A 19093-nucleotide genomic window follows, 5' to 3' on the forward strand; every position below is an offset into this window, starting at 1 on the left:
AGCAGTTCTGCCGGGCGCATCTCAAGAGCCATACCCAAGGGCCACGATCATGTCGGAATTCAAACAGCTCAGCCGTTCGGTCAAAGGCCTTACCGTTCTCGTCACCGGCGCCGCCAGCGGCATGGGGCGCGCCACCGCGCAAGTGTTCGCGGCCGAAGGCGCCAATGTCGCGGTGACCGATGTCAGCCTCGAGCCCACGCAGGCGGTGGCCAGTGCGATCACGGCCACGGGCGGCTCGGCCAAAGCCTGGAAGCTCGATGTCGCGGACCGCAACGACATCACCACGGTGGTCAACGACGTTGCCAAACATTTCGGCGGGCTCGACATCATCGTCAACAATGCCGGCATCTCCGTCCGCGTCGCGATCGACAATGACGGATATGAAGAGGCCTGGGCCAAGGGGCTGGCTGTGATGCTGACCGCGCATCCGCGCATCATCCGCGCCGCACTGTCGTACTTGCGGAAATCGAAATGCCCGCGGATCGTCAACATCGCTTCGACCGAAGCGCTCGGCGCCACCGCGCTGCACAGTCCCTATTCGGCGGCGAAGGCCGGCGTCACCGGGCTAACGCGTTCGCTCGCGGTGGAACTCGGCCGCGACGGCATCACGGTCAACTGCATCTGCCCGGGCCCGATCACCACGGCCATCACCGCCCGGATTTCCGACGAGCACAAGGCGATCTATGCCAGGCGCCGCACCGCGCTCAACCGTTACGGCGATCCCGAGGAGGTCGCGCATATGACGCTGAGCCTGTGCCTGCCGGCGGCCTCGTTCCTGACCGGCGCGGTGATTCCGGTGGACGGCGGGTTGATGGCGCGGAATGCGTAACTCCTGTCATTGCCGGGCTTGACCCGGCAATCCATCTACAATGAAGGCTTCTTGCGAAGGTGATGGATGCCCGGATCAAGTCCGGGCATGACAGATGTGTGCGCCGCACAGTCTCTGTCGCGTTGACACGGCGCAATCCCGGAGTAGCCTTTGGTGCAAATGGAGCGGGACAAGCCGCCCGCCGCGCTCAGGAGAAACGCCATGACGGTCACGATCCGGCAGCTTCACCCGCATTTCGTCGGCGAGGTTTCGGGCGTCGATTTGCGTCAAGCGCTGACACCGCAGGAGGCGGCCGACATCGAAGCCGGCATGGACAAATACGCCGTGCTGCTGTTTCGCAACCAGGACGTCACCGACGAACAGCAAATGGCATTCGCGCTGAATTTCGGCGAGCGGGAAAATCCGCGCGGCGGCAATGTCGTCAAGCCGGGGGATTCGCGGTTGCAAACCGGGCTCAACGACGTCTCCAATCTCGGCAAGGACGGCAAGCCGCTGCCGCGCGACAGCCGCGTGCATCTGTTCAACCTCGGCAACTGCCTGTGGCATTCCGACAGCTCGTTCCGCCCGATCCCGGCGAAATTCTCGCTGCTGTCGGCGCGGGTGGTGAACCCGAAGGGCGGCAACACCGAATTCGCCGACATGCGCGCGGCCTATGACGCGCTCGACGACGACACCAAAGCCGAGATCGAGGACATGATCTGCGAACATTCGCTGATGTATTCGCGCGGATCGCTCGGCTTCCTCGATTACACCGACGAGGAAAAGGAGCTGTTCAAGCCGGTGCTGCAACGGCTGGTGCGGACGCATCCGGTGCATGGCCGCAAGTCGCTGTACCTGTCGTCGCATGCCGGCGCCATCAGGGGCATGACCGTGCCCGAGGCGCGGCTGTTGCTGCGCGATCTCACCGAGCACGCGACGAAGCCCGAGTTCGTCTATGTCCACAAATGGACGGTGCACGACCTCATCATGTGGGACAACCGCCAAACCATGCACCGCGTCCGCCGCTACGACCAGTCGCAGCCCCGCGACATGCGCCGCGCCACGGTCGCCGGCACCGTGCCCACGGTCGCGCAGCAGGCGGCGGAGTGAGCGCGAGCATCACGCCGTCATCGCCCGCGAAGGCGGGCGATCCAGTACACACAGTTGTCCGTAATTTCTGACGCCGGCGATTACTGGGTCCCCGCCCCCCGTGCGCAATTGCGCACTAGGCGGGGACGACAGACTACGCGTGTCCGGCCTCGTTCGACAGCATGCCGGGATCGATCCCGATCTTGCGCAACGCGCGCTGGTATTTTTCGTCGACATCGGCGCCGAAGATCAGGTCCGGATCGGCGTCGCAATGCAGCCAGCCATTGTGCTGGATTTCGTCTTCCAGTTGCCCGGGTGCCCAGCCGGCATAGCCCAGCGCCAGGATCGCGTGTTTCGGTCCGGTTCCCTTGGCGATCGCCTTGAGGATATCGACGGTCGCGGTCAGGCAGATGCCGTCGTCGATATTGAGCGTCGCATCCTTGATGAAGAAATCGCTCGAATGCAGCACGAAGCCGCGGCCGGTATCGACCGGACCGCCCTTCAGCACTTTCATGGTCTCGGCAGTTTCCGGCAGCGCGATCTGGTCCCCGCGCTTGATGATATCGAGCTGCACCAGCAATCCCGGGAAATCGATGCTGCCCGCCGGGCGGTTGACGATGATGCCCATCGCCCCCTCGGGCGAATGCGCACACATATAGATGACGGAACGCTCGAACCGCGGATCGCCCATGACCGGCATGGCGATCAGCAACTGGCCGTCCAGATAGCCGGCATCGGACGAATGATCGCCAGTGCCGGCCGGCTTGCGGCGAACGCGCTTCGGTGTCTTGCCTTCAGGGCTCATCCGAAAAGGCCTCTCTTGCTGATTCATATCCTGATATCGGGTGTCGTTTCTGTCAATCAAGCATGCGGCGCCAAACGGCTGCGGATCACACGCAATTCAATGGTTTGGGTCGAAACTTGCCTGTAAAGACGTCTGATGATCGCCATGGTTCCACGCCGCGCCGCACTCGGCGCCACCGTCATTTTGTCTGTCGCCTGCGCCGCGTCAGAGGTTCGCGCCGAGGATGCCTCGCCGTGGCAGCGCGACGCGCATTCCGCGGTCCGGCTGCTGGCGGGATCGCGCAGCGGCACGGTGCTGCTCGGCGGCGTCGCCATTCAGTTGCAGCCGGGGTGGCATACCTATTGGCGGACGCCGGGTGATTCCGGGGTTCCGCCGCGCTTCGATTTTTCCAAATCGGACAATATCGAGGCCGTCACCGTGCTGTGGCCGGCGCCACACAAGTTCGACGACGGCGCCGGCGGCACCTCGCTCGGCTATATCAAGCAGATCGTGTTGCCGCTGCGGATCGTGGCGAAGAACACCGACAAGCCGGTGACGCTCCGCGCCAGCATCAATTACGCGGTGTGCGAAAAGCTCTGCATTCCCGTCGATGCCAGTGCCGAGCTCGCCTTTGCCAGCGTCGCCAGCACCGAGGACGGCACGCTGTCGGAAGCACTCAACGCCGTGCCGAAACCTGCCAATGTCGGCGACCCCAATCCGCTCACCGTGCTCGACATCAAGCGCGACGGCAAGACCAGCGTGCTGGTCGATGTCGCAGCACCCGACACCAACGGCCTCAGCCTGTTCGTCGAAGGGCCGACGCCCGACTGGGCGCTGCCTGTCCCAAAGCTCGTCGAGCACGGCCCGGCCGGGGTCAAGCGATTTGCCTTCGAACTCGACGGGCTGCCGCCCGGCGCCAGCGCCGACGGCGCAGCCCTCAAACTGACGCTGGTCGGCGGCGACCGGGCCTACGAGTTCAATGTAAATTTGCCGTAGTCGGCCCCGGCGGGCTTAGCCGTCATTGTCGCCGGAATCATTCCGCCGCGTTGAGCAGTTCGGCAGCGCCTTTTGCCGATCTTGATATCGAGGACGCCTCCTCGCCTGCCCCCACCTGATCGACCGGAAGCGCGAGCGCCTCGACGCGGTTGCCCGGGCGCTTGTTCAGCAGCAGCCGGGTGACATCCGGCCGCGCATAATGGCCCGCGGGATCGGCGGCGGCCTTCGCGACCGAGATCATGCCAAGATCGACGTCCGCATAGATCAGCCCTTCCTGATCCGGCGGCAAACGGTCGCCAATCGGCGCGCCGTCGGGACCATAGATTGTCGCAAATCCGCCGCCGGCATGCAGCAGATCGTGCTTGTCCGGCGTGTCGCACAGCAAATCGATCATTTCCTTCGAAACTGTCGCGCAGGGTGCCACGACGAAGCACGATCCCTCGACGGCGTAGATCTTGCTGGCTGCGTTGTTGACCTCCGCGCCGAGCGCATGGGCGAACGGATCGTAGAGCGAGAAACTCGGCCACGCGGCAACGTGAACCTGTTCGTTCTGCGCATACATGGCGTATTTCGACAACGGCTGCAGATGCTCCCAGCAGCACAGCGCGCCAACGCGTCCGATCTCGAGGTCGTGCACGGCAAGGCCGCTGCCATCGCCCTCGCCAAACACCGAACGTTCGACATGGGTCGGCTTGAGCTTGCGGCGTTGGGCTATGGTTTCGCCGTCCGGCCCGATGATCCATTGGGCGATATAGAGGCTCCCGCCGTCCCGCTCCGACAGTCCCAACACCGCGACGATGTCGTTGCGTTTCACGGCCTGTCGCAATTTGTCCGCGGCAGGACTGTCATAGGCAAGCGCGTTGTCGAAATAGCTGGAAACGAAGCCTTTCATGATCGCCCAGGCCGGCGCGCCCAGCCATATCCACCAGGGATATCCGGGTATCCAGGTTTCCGGAAAGGCGATCAGACGGGCGCCCTTGGCGCCGGCCTCGTCGATCAGCCGGATTGTCTTTTCGACGGACGCGTCCAGATCGAGAAAGGCCGGCGCGGCCTGGACGGCGGCTACTTTATATTTCTGATTGGTCAGTGCCATGATCTACTCCGACAGAGTGCGGTGGAACGACAAGGGTGGCTCAGGATTCTTCGATCGAGTGGATGTAGTCCATGATGTCGATGGCGGGCATCTGCATGGCTATCTGCCGGTCCCGCGCCGGCAAGGTCTCGCGCACGAAATCGATCTGCTTCCAGTTTGGAAACGGCGTCTCCCTGCCGGCGACCGGCACGAACGGCGAGTCCGCCACGCGCTTGAACTTGGGAATGTAGCGCGGGCAATTGAGAAATATTTCGGTGACCGCGACCCGAACGATCAGCTGGGCTTCCGGATAATGCGCCAGCAGGGGATCGTTTTCGGCAATCGATGCCTCGCCGCTGACCCTCAAGCGGTTCGGTTTCTCGAAATCAACGAACAGCATGCCGATCTTTGGATTGGCCTTCAGGTTTCCCATCGATAGGTACATGCCGTTGCCATCGTAGCAGGGGAAAGCGAGCGTGCGCTCATCGATGAGCCTGACGAAACCGACCGACCCGGCCTTGAACGAGCAACTCGGCTTTCCCGACGCGTCGGCCGTGGCAAGAAAGAAGAAGTCCCTGCTGGCGATGAACGCTTCGTCGAGCGGATTGAATGTAACGTGAAGGTTGTTGCTTTCGATGACGTCCGCCAGCCGTCTGGTATCGAACGCGTCCTGGAGCTCGCGTTGCCGGTCGTGATAAATGCTCATCACCCTCTCCATGCGAAATGTCGATGCGCTCAGTGGCCCGACGGCCGGCCTGGCGGCGCACCGGCAGGCGTCCCAAGTTAAGTGCAACCGCACGGCTGCGCTTGCCTGTACCCGCAGCAAATGTTGTTCCCGGCCGCATTGATGCGCCCGGCGCAATTGCAAAGCCGATCCGATATGCTAGCTTTTGGCGTGTGCAAGCTGCGAGGTGGACGATGCAGGTCGTTCTGGCAACCTCGGCCGTTGCCGAGACTAAACGGCTTCAGTACTGGCGCGATGCGGTGTGCGACACGTTCGTCGAGCTGGATTGCCGCGCTTTGTCGGACGCGCCATTTTTCGGCGAGATCACGACCGGGCAGTGCGACGAGATGCATTTCTCGAAAGTCCGCTCCGACGGGCAGATCGTCGACCGTACCAAGAACCGCATCCGCAGGGCGCGCGAGGAAGTCGTCCTCGTCAGCGTGCAGGTCGAGGGCACCGGCATGGTCGACCAGGATGGACGGCAGGCCACGCTGCTGCCGGGCGACTTCGCATGCTATGACAGCACCCGGCCTTACACGCTGAGCTTCGGCGCGCAGTTCGAACAGATCGTGCTGCATATGCCGCGCAACGCGATGATCCGGCGCATCGGCCCGACGGAGGCCGTCACGGCGACGCGCGTCGCGGCCGGCAGCCCGCTCGGCTCGCTGGTGGCTCCCTTCATCCGCAACACCGCGGCCATCGTCTCGGAGGTTGGCGCGGTCGCGGCCGGGCGGCTATCGGACGTTTGCCTTGGACTGGTGACCACGGCGCTCGGCGATCTGACGTCGTGTCCGCATCGTAACGACACCCCGGCGCGGGCCGCACTGACGTTCCGCGCCAAGGCCATCATCGAGCGGAATCTGGGCGACGTTCAGCTCAACACCGAGAAGGTGGCGGCGCTGATGGGCATTTCGTCGCGCTATCTGCAGGATCTGTTTCATTCGGAAAATACGACGGTGAGCGAGTGGATCTGGTCCCGGCGACTTGAGAAAGCCCGGCGCGACCTGTTCGATCCCTTGCTGGCCCGGGAATCCATCACGCAAGTCGCGCTGGCCTGCGGATTTTCCGATCTGGCCCATTTCAGCCGTCGCTTCAAGGCGGCCTATGCACTGGCGCCCCGAGAGTACCGATGCCTGCAAACGCCCGGTCTCCCGCCGGCCTGACGTGCTGACCCAACCGAATCTTAACGAATCGTTGATAGATCGGAGCTTCGCCGCGGCCTCGCGGCGCGTTTCGGGGATGTTCCGCCGTGGCCGTGATGGAGACGCAATCTGCAACCGCTGCCCCTGCCGGCGTGATCGCCCGGCTGAAGTCGTTGCTCGGTGGTTCCAGCGAAGCCTCCGTCACCCGGCGGCTGGCCGGCACCATCTTCATCATCCGGGTCGTCAGCGCGGCACTGGCCTATTTCTCGCAGATCGTGCTGGCGCGCTGGATGGGCGGCTCGGATTACGGCGTCTATGTCTATGTCTGGACCTGGGTGCTGCTGCTCGGCAGCATGATGGATTTCGGCATCTCGGCGTCGGCGCAAAAGATCATTCCGGAATACCGCACCCGCGGCGAGCATGCGCTGCTGCGCGGCTTTCTCTCCGGCAGCCGCTGGATGACGTTTGCGGTGTCTTCCGTCGTCTCGCTGGGACTCGCCGGCATCGTCAGGGGACTGTCGCCGTGGATCGACGCCAACGCGATCGTTCCGCTCTATATCGGCTGCCTGACGCTGCCCGCTTTCGTCGTCGCCAACACCCAGGACGGCATTGCGCGTTCGCATGACTGGATGCGGCTCGGCCTGATGCCGCAATTCATCGTGCGCCAGTCGCTGATCATCGGTTTCACCGCCGGCGCCTTCGTGCTCGGCTTTCATCTTGGCGCCACCGCGGCGATGCTGGCCAGCGCCGCTGCGGTCTGGCTCGCGATGATCGGGCAGATGATCGTGCTCAACCGCAGGCTCAAGGGTCATATCGAACCTGGCGCGAAAGCCTATGACTATCGTGGCTGGCTCGCGGTCTCGCTGCCGATCCTGCTGGTCGAGAGCTTCTATCTGCTGCTGTCCTACACCGACGTGCTGGTGTTGCAGCAATTCCGTTCCTCGGAGGAAGTCGGCATCTATTTCGCCGTGGTCAAGACGCTGGCGCTGGTCTCCTTTATTCACTACGCGATGTCGGCGACGACGGCGCATCGTTTTGCCGAGTATCACGCGCTTGGCGACAAGGCGCGGCTGTCAGCCTATGTGGCGCACGCGATCCAGTGGACGTTCTGGCCGTCGCTCGCGGCGACGGCGGCGCTGCTGGCGCTGGGCAAGCCGCTGCTGTGGCTGTTCGGGCCGCATTTCGTGGTTGGCTACGACATCATGTTCATTGCCGCCATCGGCCTCGTGGTGCGCTCGGCGATCGGCCCGGTCGAGCGGCTGCTCAACATGCTCGGCCACCAGCACATCTGCGCCTTGGCCTATGCGCTGGCGTTCGTCATGAACGTCGTGCTCTGCCTCGCGCTGGTGCCGCGCTTCGGCGGCCACGGCGCCGCGGCCGCCACCTCGATCTCGCTGGCGTTCGAGACCGTGCTGCTGTTCTGGATCGTCCGGCGGCGGCTTGGGCTGCACGTGCTGGCGTTCGGGAAGCGCTGATCCGCGGAAGCCGTTCCGAGCGTGCCATACTGCATGCCAGACCACGCAGGATACCGATAGCGTCGAACGCCGGCGGATGGGGGAAAAACACCATCGTATGGCAGCGCACGCATCAAACATTCTTATTTCGTTTGATCGGCCGCGAACCGAAGCATCCCGATCCCGGCGCTGCTATATTGGGGGTCAACTGGAACCTGATCCTCGATATGATTGACCCGCTCTACGTTGCGTCGGGATTCGGCGTCGGCGTCCTGGTCGGGATGACCGGCGTCGGCGGCGGCTCGTTGATGACGCCATTGCTGATCCTGCTGTTCGGCATCCACCCGACGACGGCGGTCGGTACCGACCTGCTATACGCTGCTGCAACCAAGACCGGCGGCAGCTTTGTGCATGGCTGGGCGCGCAGCATCCATTGGCCGGCGGTGCTTCGTCTGGCCAGCGGCAGTATCCCGGCGAGCATCCTGACGCTCGTTGCGATGTCGCAACTTGATCTCAACGGGGAGTCCGAGCGCAGCCTGGTCAATCTGGTGCTGTGTTTTGCGCTTCTGCTCACCGCGATATCGCTGATCTTTCGCAAGACAATTCTGGACCGATACCGCCAGCGTCTCGAAAAACTCGACGACGTCACGACCGCCCGCGCTACCGTCGTAGTGGGCGTTGCGCTCGGCGTGCTGGTCTCGATCTCGTCCGTGGGAGCCGGCGCAGTCGGCGTCACCGCATTGCTGCTGCTCTATCCGCGCCTGCCGATGGCAAGCATCGTCGGCTCCGACATCGCGCATGCGGTGCCGCTGACACTGGTCGCCGGCATCGGACACTGGGCGATGGGCGCGATCGACTGGCCGCTGATGGGCGTATTGCTGATCGGCTCGGTGCCCGGCATCGTGATCGGCAGCTACTGCGCGGTGCGCGTGCCGGAGAAAGTGCTGCGGGTCGCACTGGCGTCGGTTCTGATCGTGGTCGCTGCCAAGCTCGCGTCCGGCGAACTGAATTTGTCGCCGGAGGGCATGATGGCGTTTGCCCGGAGCGCCGCCCACTGAGGGGCGTGCCCCGCGTCGCGCTCGTGCTACGCTTCGACCGCCGCGCACTGGAGCGGGTGATCCAGTATTCCAGAGACCTCTGAACCGCGCCGCCGCGGCGTACTGGATGCCCCGCTTTCGCGGGGCATGACAGAAAGAGCCTCTTACTCCGCGGTCCAGCCGCCGTCGATCGAGAGGTTGGCGCCGGTGATCTGTGCGGCGTCGTCGCCGCACAGGAACAACGCCAGCGCGGCAACCTGTTCGGAGGTCACGAATTCCTTGGTCGGCTGCGCCGCCAGCAACACGTCGTGAATGACCTGCTCCTTGGTGAGGTTGCGCGCCTTCATGGTCTCGGGGATCTGGTGTTCGACCAGCGGCGTCCAGACATAACCAGGACTAATGCAGTTGCAGGTGATCTTGAAGGTCGCAAGCTCCAGTGCCGCGGTCTTGGTGAGGCCGGCGATGCCGTGCTTGGCCGAGACATAGGCCGACTTGAACGGCGAGGCGACCAGCGAATGCGCGGACGCGGTGTTGATGATGCGGCCCCAGCCGCGCTTCTTCATGCCGGGCACCGCGGCGCGGATACCGTAGAACGCCGACGACAGATTGATCGCGATGATCATTTCCCACTTCTCGGGCGGAAATTCCTCGATCGGCGACACAAACTGGATGCCGGCATTGTTGACGAGGATGTCGACCGAGCCAAAGGTGGTTTCGCCGAGCGCGATCATTTCGGCGATCTCGGCCGGCTTGGTCATGTCGGCCGGCGAGTGTACCGCCCTGACCTTGAAATCAGTCTCGATGCCGGAGCGTTCCTTCTCGATATCCGCCGGCGCGCCCATGCCGTTGAGCACGATATTGGCGCCGGCGCCCGCGAACGCGCGCGCATAGGCCAATCCGATGCCGCTGGTCGAGCCGGTCACAACCGCGGTCTTGCCTGTCAAAGTACCCATTCAGTTCACTCCTGTTTGCCTTTGGGGGGAGCCGAAACATCCCCCGTGAGATCGTATGTCACCATGGTTTCCCCGGACTGCGGCCGTTCTAGCCATTCTTTGTGACGCATCGACAAATGCACGTCCCGGGCGCCCGCATTCCAGTGCTCGACCACCCCGACATGCGAGAAGTCGTAATCCTTGGACGAGGATTCGTAGTTCTTGCTCTTGTAGATCAGGTGCACCACGGTGACGGTGTTTTCCCTGGACGCCTTGCGCAGCCATTCGACCGACGGATCGTTCTTCAGATAGTCCGGCAACTTTCCGATCAGGTCGCGCACCGCCATGCGGGCGTTGTGGATCTGCTTGTTCTTGTCGGTGTTCATGCGGGTGCGGCTGGAAAAGCGGATGTCCTTTTCGCGCTCGGCGGCTTCCAACAGCGACACCGGCAGGTCGCCGCGCGCCGAGAACAGGTCGACCTGGAAGATCAGGAGATCGCGGGCGATCTCCTCGTCCAGTACGAAATCCAGCGGGGTATTGGAAGCGATGCCGCCATCCCAATAATGCTCGCCTTCGATGACAACAGAGGGAAAGCCCGGCGGCAATGCGCCCGAAGCCATGATGTGCTCGGGGCCGATCTTCTTGCCGAGTTTCTTGAATTCGTAATTGTCGAAATACCTGAAATTGCCCGAGGTGACGCCGACCGCGCCGACGCTGAGCCGCATCTTCAGGTCGTTGATGCGGTCGAAGTCGACCAGCCGTTCCAGCGTCTTTTTCAGCGGCGCGGTGTCGTAATAGCTCTGCGATTCCGAGCTGCCCGGCGGCCACAGCGGCGCGGGCGGAATCCGCGGCGTGAAGAAGCCCGGCACGCCGAAGGTCGCGATCAGGGCGGCGCTGGTCTCGTTGAACAGCGAACGCGCCCGTTCCCCCGGGGTAATCGGATTCCAGGACACCGGCGACGAAACCATGTCCCAGAATTCCTTCAGCCGGTCGACGCGCTTGTTGGCTTCGTTGCCGGCGATGATCGCGGAATTAATGGCGCCGATCGAGATGCCGGCGACCCATTCCGGCTCGAACCCGGAACGGCACAGCGCCTGAAAGGCGCCGGCCTGGTAGGAGCCAAGCGCGCCCCCGCCTTGCAACACCAGCACACGCATCGCATTGGCAGGCGTCGTTGCGGGCGCGGAATCGGAATTATCCATCGGGACCGTCAACTAGAGGAAAATGACTTCGACACCGTGGCGGCAGTTCGCGACGGCGTCAATCAGCGAGATCGATGTAATGATCACGCCGAGTTTATCGCTTTGTTTGAACTTGAACTTTTCCAAAAGCTGGCACTAGAGCCTTGTTTTGACGCGTTTTCCTTACGCGAACCGGCATCCGCTTCGCTCGAAAACGCTATAGCGATATGACGTCGGGCGCCCGGCTTCGGTTCAGGTTGACGCAAGAATGAGCGTCCAGAACACCTTGTACTTGGTGTTCGGAGCATAAGTCGCCGCGATGCCCAATTTTGTGACACCGTTCTTGAGCATGTTGGCCTTGTGCGGGGGCGAGTCGCGCCAGCCGGAAAACGCTTCCGCCAGCGTATGATAGCCGGCCGAGACGTTCTCCACCGCCAGCTTGGCGGGATAGCCGGAGGCGCCGAGCCGCTTCTCCAGCGGGCCTTTGACATCGTGGTCGAGCTTGTTGCGGCCGGCCATCGCCTGCGACTGCGCTTCCGCAAGTTTCATCAGATCGGGGTCGACCACAACGGCGCCGAGGCCGTTGTTTTGCCGGTACAGCGAGATCAGCGAGGCCGCCGCCTGCGGATCCAGCGCGGCGCCGCCATTGGCCATGCTGAGATACATGGTCGGCTGTTCGGGCGGCGGATTGTCGGCCATGCAGCCGCCCAACGCCAAAAGCCCGATCATGGCAAAAATTGCCCGCATGGTTCCCGATTTCCCCCGATGGTCTGCCGTTGTTGCATACCAACCGTGGCTGAATGGTGAACGGGGTGGGTAATTCGGGTCATTCCGGGGCGATGCGTAGCATCGAACCCGGAATCTCGAGATTCCGGGTCTGGTGCTAACGCACGATCCCGGAATGACAGCAGAGGCTAATCCTGCGCGGCGAAAATGCGGTAGCGGCGGGGCTGCAGGCTGACGATTTCGCCGGCCTGCAGTTCCCGGTCCCGGGGCGCGTCGATCTCGATCACGGTGTCGCCCTCGCGGCCCGAGAGCGCGACCTCGGCCCGCTGGATCGGACCGAATGAGCGGACATGGCGGACCGCGCCTTCCAGTGAACCGGATCCGGCCGGCCCGATCTGCATGTCGTGGCGGCGGACGAACAGTTTCGAGGCCCCCGAAGCGGCGCCATTGGCGGCGATGTTGAGCGGCCGGCCGCCGAGGTGCACCGAACTGCCGCTGACATTGACCGGCAGCACGATGGATTCGCCGATGAAGCCGTGCACGAAAGCGGTCGCCGGACTGTCATAGACCTCGCCGGGCGTCCCGATCTGCTCGATGCGGCCCTTGTCCATCACCACGACGCGGTTGGCGACTTCGAGCGCCTCTTCCTGGTCGTGGGTGACGAAGATCGAGGTGACGTGGATTTCCGAATGCAGCGAGCGCAGCCATTGCCGCAGCTCCTTGCGCACCTTGGCATCGAGCGCACCGAACGGCTCGTCGAGCAGCAGGATGCGCGGCTCGATCGCCAGCGCGCGGGCCAGCGCGATGCGCTGCCGCTGGCCGCCGGACAACTGGCTGGGATAGCGGTTCGCCAGCCAGTCGAGTTGCACCAGATCGAGCAGTTCCTTGACGCGGGCGCGGATCGTGGCCTCGTCCTTGCGAATGGCGCGCGGCTGCACCCGCAAGCCGAAGGCGACGTTCTCGAACACCGTCATGTGGCGGAACAGCGCGTAGTGCTGGAACACGAAGCCGACATGGCGCTCGCTGGCGCCATGCGCCAGCGCGTCCTCGCCGTCGATCGTCACTTCGCCGGAATCCGGCCAGTCGAGGCCGGCGATAATCCGCAGCAAGGTGGTCTTGCCCGAACCGGACGGGCCGAGCAGCGCCAGCAATTCGCCGTTGGCGACTTTCAGGTCGACATTGTCGAGCGCCGCGAACGCGCCGAACTTCTTGACGATGTTTTTGACTTCAATGGTCACTTGGATCGTCCCTTAATGGTCTCGTGGGGCTTGCCCCTCGTCCAGACGTCGTTCGAGGACGGTCTTCACGACCAGCGTGATCAACGCCAGCATCGCCAGCAGCGACGCAATCGCGAACGACGAGACGAATTGATATTCATTGTAGAGAATTTCGACCAGCAGCGGCATCGTGTTGGTCTCGCCGCGAATATGGCCCGACACCACGGACACCGCGCCGAACTCGCCCATGGCGCGCGCATTACAGAGCAATACGCCATACAGCAGGCCCCATTTGATATTGGGCAGGGTGACGCGGAAGAAGATCTGCAGGCCAGATGCGCCGAGCGAGATCGCGGCTTCCTCCTCCTGCGTACCCTGCTCCTGCATCAGCGGGATCAGCGCGCGGGCGACGAACGGAAACGTCACGAAGATGGTCGCGAGCGCAATGCCGGGCACCGCGAACAGGATATGGATATCGTGCGCCTGCAGCCACGGACCGAAATAGCCCTGCGCGCCGAACAGCAGCACGAAGACGAGACCCGAGATGACGGGACTCACCGAGAACGGCAGGTCGATCAGCGTGATCAGGAAGGTCTTGCCGCGAAAATCGAACTTGGCGATCGACCACGCGGCCACCACGCCGAACACGAGATTGAGCGTGAGGGAAATTGCCGCCACCAGCAGCGTCAGCCGGATCGCGGCAAGCGCTTCGGGCTCCGCGAGCGCGCTGAAATAGGCGCCGACGCCCTTGGAAAACGCCTGCGCGAACACCACGAGCAGCGGCAGCACCACGAAGACCGAGAGGAACGTGACCGCGAGCGCAATGATGACGAACCGTATCGGGCCGGGCTCGGTCCGCAGATCGCGCCGGGACGCGCGCGGCAGCGCGCGGGCGGCCGCTGCGCGGGAGGCCGGCGCGGTAATGCTGAGGTCGGAGGCGGGCGCGTAGGCCCGCAACTCGGTCGCTGAGGTCACAAAGCTCGATTCCGTCGACATCATCACCAGTCCTCAATGCACCGGCGTGCGGTTTTGCGCCCAGCGCTGCAGGCGGTTGACGGCGAAGATGATCAGGAACGAGGCCAGCAGCATGACGACCGCAATCGCGGTGGCGTCGGCATAGCGAAATTCGGACAGCCGGATCACGATCAACAGCGGCGCGATTTCCGAGACGTTCGGCAGATTGCCGGCGATGAAGATGACCGAGCCGTATTCGCCGACCGCACGCGCAAAAGCCAGCGCAAATCCTGTCAGCAGCGCCGGCACCAGACCCGGCAGGATTACCCGGAACACGGTGTGCCAGCGGTTGGCGCCGAGACTGGCGGCGGCCTCCTCGATCTCAGGATCGAGGTCGATCAGCACCGGCTGCACGGTTCGCACCACGAAGGGGATGCCGATGAAGATCATCGCAATGAAAATGCCGGTGGGCGTAAACGCAACCTTGATGCCGAGTTCAGCCAGCGGCGCGCCGAGCCAGCCCTTTTGCGCGAACAATTGGGTCAACGCCACGCCGGCAACGGCGGTCGGCAGCGCAAAGGGAATGTCGACGATGGCGTCGAACAGCCGCCGGCCCGGAAAGCGATACCGCACCAGCGCCCAGACGATGACGGTTCCCATCACCAGATTGACCAGCGCGGCGGCGAACGAAAGACCGAATGAAATCTTCAACGCGTTCAGCGTGCGGCGGCTGGTGACGATGCCCCAGAACTGATCGAACGAAAGCTCGAACGTCTTGAGAAACAGAGCGGCGAGCGGGATCAGAATGATGACGGAGAGCCATGTCAGGGTCAGTCCCATGGTGAGACCGAATCCCGGCAGACTAGACCGTCGTGCAACCGCTGCGCTCACAAGTCCCCCTGCTCCGGTACCCCTGCCTGGGCCCCGATCAGTTCTTGTAGATCTGGTCGAAAATGCCGCCTTCGGCGAAATGGTTCTTCTGCGCCTTGGTCCAACCGCCGAAAACGTCGTCGATGGTGAAAAGTTCGACCTTGGCGAAGGATTTTTCGTATTCCTTGGCGATTTCCGGATCGCGCGGACGATAGGAATTGCGCGCGGCAATTTCCTGACCTTCCTTGGTATACCAATATTTCAGGTAGGCCTCGGCGGCTTCACGGGTGCCTTTTTTGTCGGCAACCTTGTCGACCACGGCCACAGGCGGCTCCGCGAGGATCGAGAGCGGCGGCGAGACGATCTCGAACTTGTCCTTGCCGAATTCGCGCTGCGCCAGGAACGCCTCGTTCTCCCATGCCAGCAGCACGTCGCCAACGCCGCGCTCGACGAAGGTCACCGTCGAGCCGCGCGCACCGGTATCGAGCACCGGCACATTCTTGTAGAGATCGCCGACGAACTGCCTGGCCTTGTCGGCGGAGCCGAATTTCTTCTGCGCGTAACCCCAGGCCGCGAGATAGTTCCAGCGCGCGCCGCCGGAGGTTTTCGGGTTCGGCGTGATGACGCTGACGCCGGACTTAATCAAATCGTCCCAGTCCTTGATGCCTTTGGGATTGCCCTTGCGCACCAGGAATACGATCGTCGACGTATAGGGCGACGCATTGAGCGCCAACTTCTTCTGCCAGTCGGGCGCCAGCAGTCCCTTGGCGGCGATCGCGTCGATGTCATAGGCCAGCGCCAGCGTGACGACGTCGGCCTGCAGGCCGTCGATCACCGCGCGCGCCTGCGAGCCCGAGCCGCCATGCGACTGCTTGATCTCGATGCTCTTGCCGGTGTCTTTCTGATAGGCCGCCGCGAACGCCTTGTTGAAATCGACATAGAGTTCGCGCGTCGGATCGTAGGAGACGTTGAGCAGGCTGATATCGGCAGCGAACGCCGAACTCGCCCAGAGCAATCCCGCGACCAGCGGCAGAATACGACGGACCATTTCAATCTCCATTCGAAGCGACGCCATTGTCACCAGAGCACGGAGAGCATAAGTCGCGGCGAAGAGGCTTTAAGTCAACGAAACCGCTTTTCGTTGTTTGCAGTAGCGCAGCGTCGTTGTCCTAAGAACCGCAAACTTCCAGGAAGTTTTGCGCTTAAGAAGTTTTCGTGGTGTGGATTCCGCATTCCGTCTTGGCTCTGCCACGCCAACGGCCGGCGCGTGCGTCTTCGTCCAGCGTGGTTCGGCTCGAACAAGGCATACACCCGACCGACAGATAACCCGATGCGACCAATGGATGCGGCGGCAGCTTGGCGAGCTTGTAGATCGCCTCGATTTCCTCGCGCGACACATTGGCGAACGGATTGAACTTCAGCTTCGCGCCGTCGTCCTCGACCACGGGGATTTCCGCCCGCGCGCCGCCCTGGAACCGCTTGCGTCCGTTGATCCAGGCCGAAAACGGCTTCAGCGCCCGCGCCAGCGGCTCGACTTTACGGATGCGGCAGCAGGCGTCGGGATTGGAGAACCACAATTCGCGGTCGGGATCCTCTTGGGACAGGGTTTCTTCTGATGGCTTGATCGAGCGCAGGTCGCGCAGGCCCAGGGCCGCGATCAGCGTGTCGCGATAGGCCAGCGTCTCCTCGAACAGCCAGCCGGTGTCGAGGAACACCACGGGGATCGCCGGATCGACGTCGGCCATCACCTTGAGCAGCGCCGCCGATTCCGTGCCGAACGACGACACCAGCGCGAGATGCTCGCGGCCGACGGCTTCGAGTGCAGCCTCGATGATTTTCGCGGGTGGCGCGTTGCGCAGCGCGGAATCGAGCGCGGCGGCCCGCGACGGCTCCGCTTCTGCAACGGTCAGCGCCTGTTGTAGGATCGCGTTCACTGGCCCGCACTCTCCGAATGACGCAGTTGCATCCGCCGATTGAGCGCGGTGACGCGGCCATCGCCGGTCGGCTGGTAGAACACCGAATAGCGCTTCGCGGTCGAGGCGAACGCTTCAGCGTCGCTTTCCTTCTTCACTTCGAAGGCATCGAAGCCTGCCCGCAGCATGAACACGAACTGGTCGCGCAGCACCTGGCCGGTGGCGCGGAGCTCGCCTTCGAACCCGTGACGCTCGCGCAGCAGGCGCGCCTGGCTATAGGCGCGACCGTCGCGGAACGACGGAAACACCAGGGCGACCGCCGCCAGCCGGTCGAGGTACGGCACGAGGTCGTCGAGGTCACGGTTGTTCGGCCAGATCACGCCGGTCTTGCCGGCACGCTTCGAAAGCGTTTCGGGATCTTCGAGGAACCGCGCCGCCGAAATCAGGACCGCGCCGTCACCCGGCAGCTCGGCGCCATCGGCGACATGGACAAACAGATCGCTGACGATCTTCGCGTTCTTAACGAGTGGCATAGACCCGCTCCTTGAATGGTTCGACACCGAGCCGCTTGACCGTATCCACGAACAGTTCTTCGGGACGGTCGCGCAGCGCGAGATAGGCTTCGACAATGTCTTCGATCACGTCGGCGACTTCGGCGTAAGGCACCGACGGGCCGATCAGGGTGCCCATCTGGGCGTTCTCATCGGCGCGGCCGCCGATCGTGATCTGGTAAAATTCCTCGCCGTTCTTTTCGACGCCGAGAATGCCGATGTGGCCGACATGGTGGTGGCCGCAGGCATTGATGCAGCCGGAGATGTTGATGTGCAGCCGCCCGATCAGGTTGGCGGTGTCATGGTTGGCAAAACGCTTGGTCAGCTCCTGCGCGATCGGGATCGAACGCGCATTGGCCAGCGAGCAGTAATCCAGCCCCGGGCAGGCGATGATATCGGTCACCAGGTTGATGTTCGGCGTCGCGACGCCGATCTTGTCGAGCGCCTTCCACAACACTGGAAGATCGCGCTTGGCGACATGCGGCAGCACCAGGTTCTGCTCGTGGCCGACGCGAATTTCGCCGAACGAATATTTCTGGGCCAGATCGGCAATCGCGTCCATCTGGTCGGCGGTGGCATCGCCGGGCGGTCCGCCCACCGGCTTCAGCGACAGCGTCACGATCGAATAGCCCTGCACCTTATGCGGAAACACCGAGTTCTTCCGCCAGGCCTCGAATTTCGGATCGTGCGCCGCCTGCTTCAGCTCGTCCGGCATATGCGGCAGCTTTTCGTAGGCCGGATAGGAGAAGCGCGAGCGGATTTCCTCGATGACGGCATGATCCAGCGTCAGCGCGCTGTCATCCATCAGCTTCCATTCTTCCTCGACTTCCTTGGCGAACTTCTCGATGCCGAGTTCGTGCACCAGGATCTTGATCCGCGCCTTGTAGATGTTGTCGCGGCGGCCGTACTGGTTGTAGACGCGCAGGATCGCCTCGACGTAGCTGAGGAGATCACGACCGTGGACGAACGGCTTGATGGTCTTGCCGATGAACGGCGTGCGGCCGAGACCGCCGCCGACCAGCACCTCGAAACCGGTTTCTCCGTCGGCGTTCTTGTGCAGCCGCAGGCCGATGTCGTGGATCTTGATCGCGGCGCGATCATGATCTGAGGCGGTGATCGCGAACTTGAACTTGCGTGGCAGGAACGAGAATTCCGGATGCAGCGTGGTGTACTGCCGCAGGATTTCGGACCAGATGCGGGGGTCTTCGACCTCGCCTGGCGCGACGCCGGCCCATTGGTCGGAGGTGACGTTGCGGGTGTTGTTGCCCGAGGTCTGCATGGCGTGAATGCCGACGCCGGCAAGATATTCCAGCGCGTCCGGCAGTTCGGCGAGCTTGATCCAGTTGTACTGGATGTTCTGCCGCGTGGTGAAATGGCCGTAGCCGCGATCGTAATGGCGCGCGACGTGCGCCAGCGCCCGCAGCTGCTTCGTCGACAGCGTGCCGTAGGGAATGGCGACGCGGAACATATAGGCGTGCAGTTGCAGATAGACGCCGTTTTGCAGGCGCAGCATCTTGAATTCGTCCTCGGTGAGTTCGCCGGAAAGGCGGCGCTTCACCTGGTCGCGAAATTCGGAGACGCGTTCGTTGATCAGCGTGCGATCGAGTTCGTCATATGCGTACATGATGGATCAGCCTTTGATG

Annotated in this window: 19 protein-coding genes; 6 read left to right on the plus strand and 13 right to left on the minus strand. The window is 63.1% G+C overall.

The features are described 5' to 3' along the window. The first annotated feature begins 49 nt into the window (after positions 1–49). Together BLS26_RS13160 and BLS26_RS13165 are read left to right on the plus strand one after the other, a co-directional pair. Positions 50–829 (plus strand): SDR family NAD(P)-dependent oxidoreductase, encoded by a 780-nt coding sequence (locus BLS26_RS13160; RefSeq protein ID WP_092511673.1) that lies wholly within the window; start codon positions 50–52, stop codon positions 827–829. Between the two features lie 201 nt (positions 830–1030). Continuing rightward, a complete protein-coding gene (locus BLS26_RS13165; protein WP_092518008.1) occupies positions 1031–1918 on the plus strand; it encodes a TauD/TfdA family dioxygenase in 888 nt (295 codons plus the stop codon). Between the two features lie 133 nt (positions 1919–2051). Here BLS26_RS13165 and BLS26_RS13170 read toward each other — a convergent pair whose 3' ends face one another. Then, positions 2052–2702 (minus strand): YqgE/AlgH family protein, encoded by a 651-nt coding sequence (locus tag BLS26_RS13170; protein ID WP_092511675.1) that lies wholly within the window; start codon positions 2700–2702, stop codon positions 2052–2054. A gap of 135 nt (positions 2703–2837) precedes the next feature. Between BLS26_RS13170 and BLS26_RS13175 the strand changes: the two genes are divergently transcribed. Then, entirely contained in the window at positions 2838–3677 is an 840-nt protein-coding gene (locus BLS26_RS13175) for a protein-disulfide reductase DsbD domain-containing protein (RefSeq protein WP_092511677.1), read from the plus strand. A gap of 37 nt (positions 3678–3714) precedes the next feature. Here BLS26_RS13175 and BLS26_RS13180 read toward each other — a convergent pair whose 3' ends face one another. Both BLS26_RS13180 and BLS26_RS13185 read right to left on the minus strand, forming a co-directional pair. After that, entirely contained in the window at positions 3715–4770 is a 1056-nt protein-coding gene (locus BLS26_RS13180) for a carbon-nitrogen hydrolase family protein (protein WP_092511679.1), read from the minus strand. A 40-nt stretch (positions 4771–4810) separates the two neighbouring features. After that, complete coding sequence (locus BLS26_RS13185) at positions 4811–5455, minus strand: pyridoxamine 5'-phosphate oxidase family protein (RefSeq protein ID WP_197681336.1); 645 nt, start codon at positions 5453–5455, stop codon at positions 4811–4813. Between the two features lie 212 nt (positions 5456–5667). Here BLS26_RS13185 and BLS26_RS13190 point away from each other — a divergent pair, with 212 nt between their 5' ends. The 3 genes from BLS26_RS13190 to BLS26_RS13200 all read left to right on the plus strand — a co-directional run bounded on the left by BLS26_RS13190 (position 5668) and on the right by BLS26_RS13200 (position 9127). After that, on the plus strand, positions 5668–6636 hold the full coding sequence (locus BLS26_RS13190; RefSeq protein ID WP_172804600.1) for a helix-turn-helix domain-containing protein: 969 nt from the start codon (positions 5668–5670) through the stop codon (positions 6634–6636). Positions 6637–6731: 95 nt separating this feature from the next. After that, positions 6732–8090, plus strand: coding sequence for a polysaccharide biosynthesis C-terminal domain-containing protein (locus BLS26_RS13195; RefSeq protein ID WP_092511683.1), 1359 nt, complete (start codon positions 6732–6734; stop codon positions 8088–8090). A gap of 206 nt (positions 8091–8296) precedes the next feature. Then, entirely contained in the window at positions 8297–9127 is an 831-nt protein-coding gene (locus BLS26_RS13200; protein WP_092518012.1) for a sulfite exporter TauE/SafE family protein, read from the plus strand. 143 nt (positions 9128–9270) lie between these two features. On the opposite strand, the gene BLS26_RS13205 is transcribed toward BLS26_RS13200, so the two are convergent. From BLS26_RS13205 to BLS26_RS13250, 10 genes are all read right to left on the minus strand, one after another. Further along, the gene (locus BLS26_RS13205) at positions 9271–10059 is read right to left on the minus strand and encodes a 3-hydroxybutyrate dehydrogenase (protein ID WP_092511685.1); all 789 of its coding nucleotides are present in this window, start codon (positions 10057–10059) and stop codon (positions 9271–9273) included. Between the two features lie 5 nt (positions 10060–10064). After that, on the minus strand, positions 10065–11240 hold the full coding sequence (locus BLS26_RS13210) for a patatin-like phospholipase family protein (RefSeq protein WP_092518014.1): 1176 nt from the start codon (positions 11238–11240) through the stop codon (positions 10065–10067). 231 nt (positions 11241–11471) lie between these two features. Beyond that, positions 11472–11966: a CAP domain-containing protein gene (locus tag BLS26_RS13215; RefSeq protein ID WP_092511687.1), complete on the minus strand. Its 495-nt coding sequence runs from the start codon at positions 11964–11966 to the stop codon at positions 11472–11474. Between the two features lie 167 nt (positions 11967–12133). Beyond that, positions 12134–13183 (minus strand): sulfate/molybdate ABC transporter ATP-binding protein, encoded by a 1050-nt coding sequence (locus BLS26_RS13220; protein ID WP_092511689.1) that lies wholly within the window; start codon positions 13181–13183, stop codon positions 12134–12136. A gap of 12 nt (positions 13184–13195) precedes the next feature. Then, positions 13196–14161, minus strand: a complete 966-nt coding sequence (gene cysW, locus BLS26_RS13225; protein WP_371360814.1) for a sulfate ABC transporter permease subunit CysW — start codon at positions 14159–14161, stop codon at positions 13196–13198. 9 nt (positions 14162–14170) lie between these two features. After that, entirely contained in the window at positions 14171–14956 is a 786-nt protein-coding gene (gene cysT / locus BLS26_RS13230; protein WP_244541933.1) for a sulfate ABC transporter permease subunit CysT, read from the minus strand. A gap of 88 nt (positions 14957–15044) precedes the next feature. After that, a complete protein-coding gene (locus tag BLS26_RS13235) occupies positions 15045–16046 on the minus strand; it encodes a sulfate ABC transporter substrate-binding protein (RefSeq protein ID WP_092511693.1) in 1002 nt (333 codons plus the stop codon). A gap of 142 nt (positions 16047–16188) precedes the next feature. Beyond that, entirely contained in the window at positions 16189–16911 is a 723-nt protein-coding gene (locus tag BLS26_RS13240; RefSeq protein ID WP_244541986.1) for a phosphoadenylyl-sulfate reductase, read from the minus strand. A gap of 5 nt (positions 16912–16916) precedes the next feature. Then, a complete protein-coding gene (locus BLS26_RS13245; RefSeq protein WP_092511697.1) occupies positions 16917–17432 on the minus strand; it encodes a DUF934 domain-containing protein in 516 nt (171 codons plus the stop codon). Then, entirely contained in the window at positions 17419–19074 is a 1656-nt protein-coding gene (locus BLS26_RS13250) for a nitrite/sulfite reductase (RefSeq protein ID WP_092511699.1), read from the minus strand. The genes BLS26_RS13245 and BLS26_RS13250 overlap by 14 nt, the downstream gene beginning before the upstream one ends. Between the last annotated feature and the right edge of the window lie 19 nt (positions 19075–19093).

This window comes from Afipia sp. GAS231 (genome assembly GCF_900103365.1).
Classification (GTDB): domain Bacteria; phylum Pseudomonadota; class Alphaproteobacteria; order Rhizobiales; family Xanthobacteraceae; genus Bradyrhizobium.

Bases quoted from the DNA above. Each gene is read 5' to 3' on its own strand.
- BLS26_RS13210 (WP_092518014.1), bottom strand. From the start codon at position 11,240: ATGGATAATTCCGATTCCGCGCCCGCAACGACGCCTGCCAATGCGATG.
- BLS26_RS13175 (WP_092511677.1), top strand. From the start codon at position 2,838: ATGATCGCCATGGTTCCACGCCGCGCCGCACTCGGCGCCACCGTCATT.
- BLS26_RS13205 (WP_092511685.1), bottom strand. From the start codon at position 10,059: ATGGGTACTTTGACAGGCAAGACCGCGGTTGTGACCGGCTCGACCAGC.
- BLS26_RS13215 (WP_092511687.1), bottom strand. From the start codon at position 11,966: ATGCGGGCAATTTTTGCCATGATCGGGCTTTTGGCGTTGGGCGGCTGC.
- BLS26_RS13195 (WP_092511683.1), top strand. From the start codon at position 6,732: ATGGAGACGCAATCTGCAACCGCTGCCCCTGCCGGCGTGATCGCCCGG.
- BLS26_RS13170 (WP_092511675.1), bottom strand. From the start codon at position 2,702: ATGAGCCCTGAAGGCAAGACACCGAAGCGCGTTCGCCGCAAGCCGGCC.
- BLS26_RS13165 (WP_092518008.1), top strand. From the start codon at position 1,031: ATGACGGTCACGATCCGGCAGCTTCACCCGCATTTCGTCGGCGAGGTT.
- cysW (WP_371360814.1), bottom strand. From the start codon at position 14,161: ATGATGTCGACGGAATCGAGCTTTGTGACCTCAGCGACCGAGTTGCGG.
- BLS26_RS13200 (WP_092518012.1), top strand. From the start codon at position 8,297: ATGATTGACCCGCTCTACGTTGCGTCGGGATTCGGCGTCGGCGTCCTG.
- cysT (WP_244541933.1), bottom strand. From the start codon at position 14,956: ATGGGACTGACCCTGACATGGCTCTCCGTCATCATTCTGATCCCGCTC.
- BLS26_RS13185 (WP_197681336.1), bottom strand. From the start codon at position 5,455: ATGAGCATTTATCACGACCGGCAACGCGAGCTCCAGGACGCGTTCGAT.
- BLS26_RS13250 (WP_092511699.1), bottom strand. From the start codon at position 19,074: ATGTACGCATATGACGAACTCGATCGCACGCTGATCAACGAACGCGTC.
- BLS26_RS13190 (WP_172804600.1), top strand. From the start codon at position 5,668: ATGCAGGTCGTTCTGGCAACCTCGGCCGTTGCCGAGACTAAACGGCTT.
- BLS26_RS13245 (WP_092511697.1), bottom strand. From the start codon at position 17,432: ATGCCACTCGTTAAGAACGCGAAGATCGTCAGCGATCTGTTTGTCCAT.
- BLS26_RS13180 (WP_092511679.1), bottom strand. From the start codon at position 4,770: ATGGCACTGACCAATCAGAAATATAAAGTAGCCGCCGTCCAGGCCGCG.
- BLS26_RS13235 (WP_092511693.1), bottom strand. From the start codon at position 16,046: ATGGAGATTGAAATGGTCCGTCGTATTCTGCCGCTGGTCGCGGGATTG.
- BLS26_RS13160 (WP_092511673.1), top strand. From the start codon at position 50: ATGTCGGAATTCAAACAGCTCAGCCGTTCGGTCAAAGGCCTTACCGTT.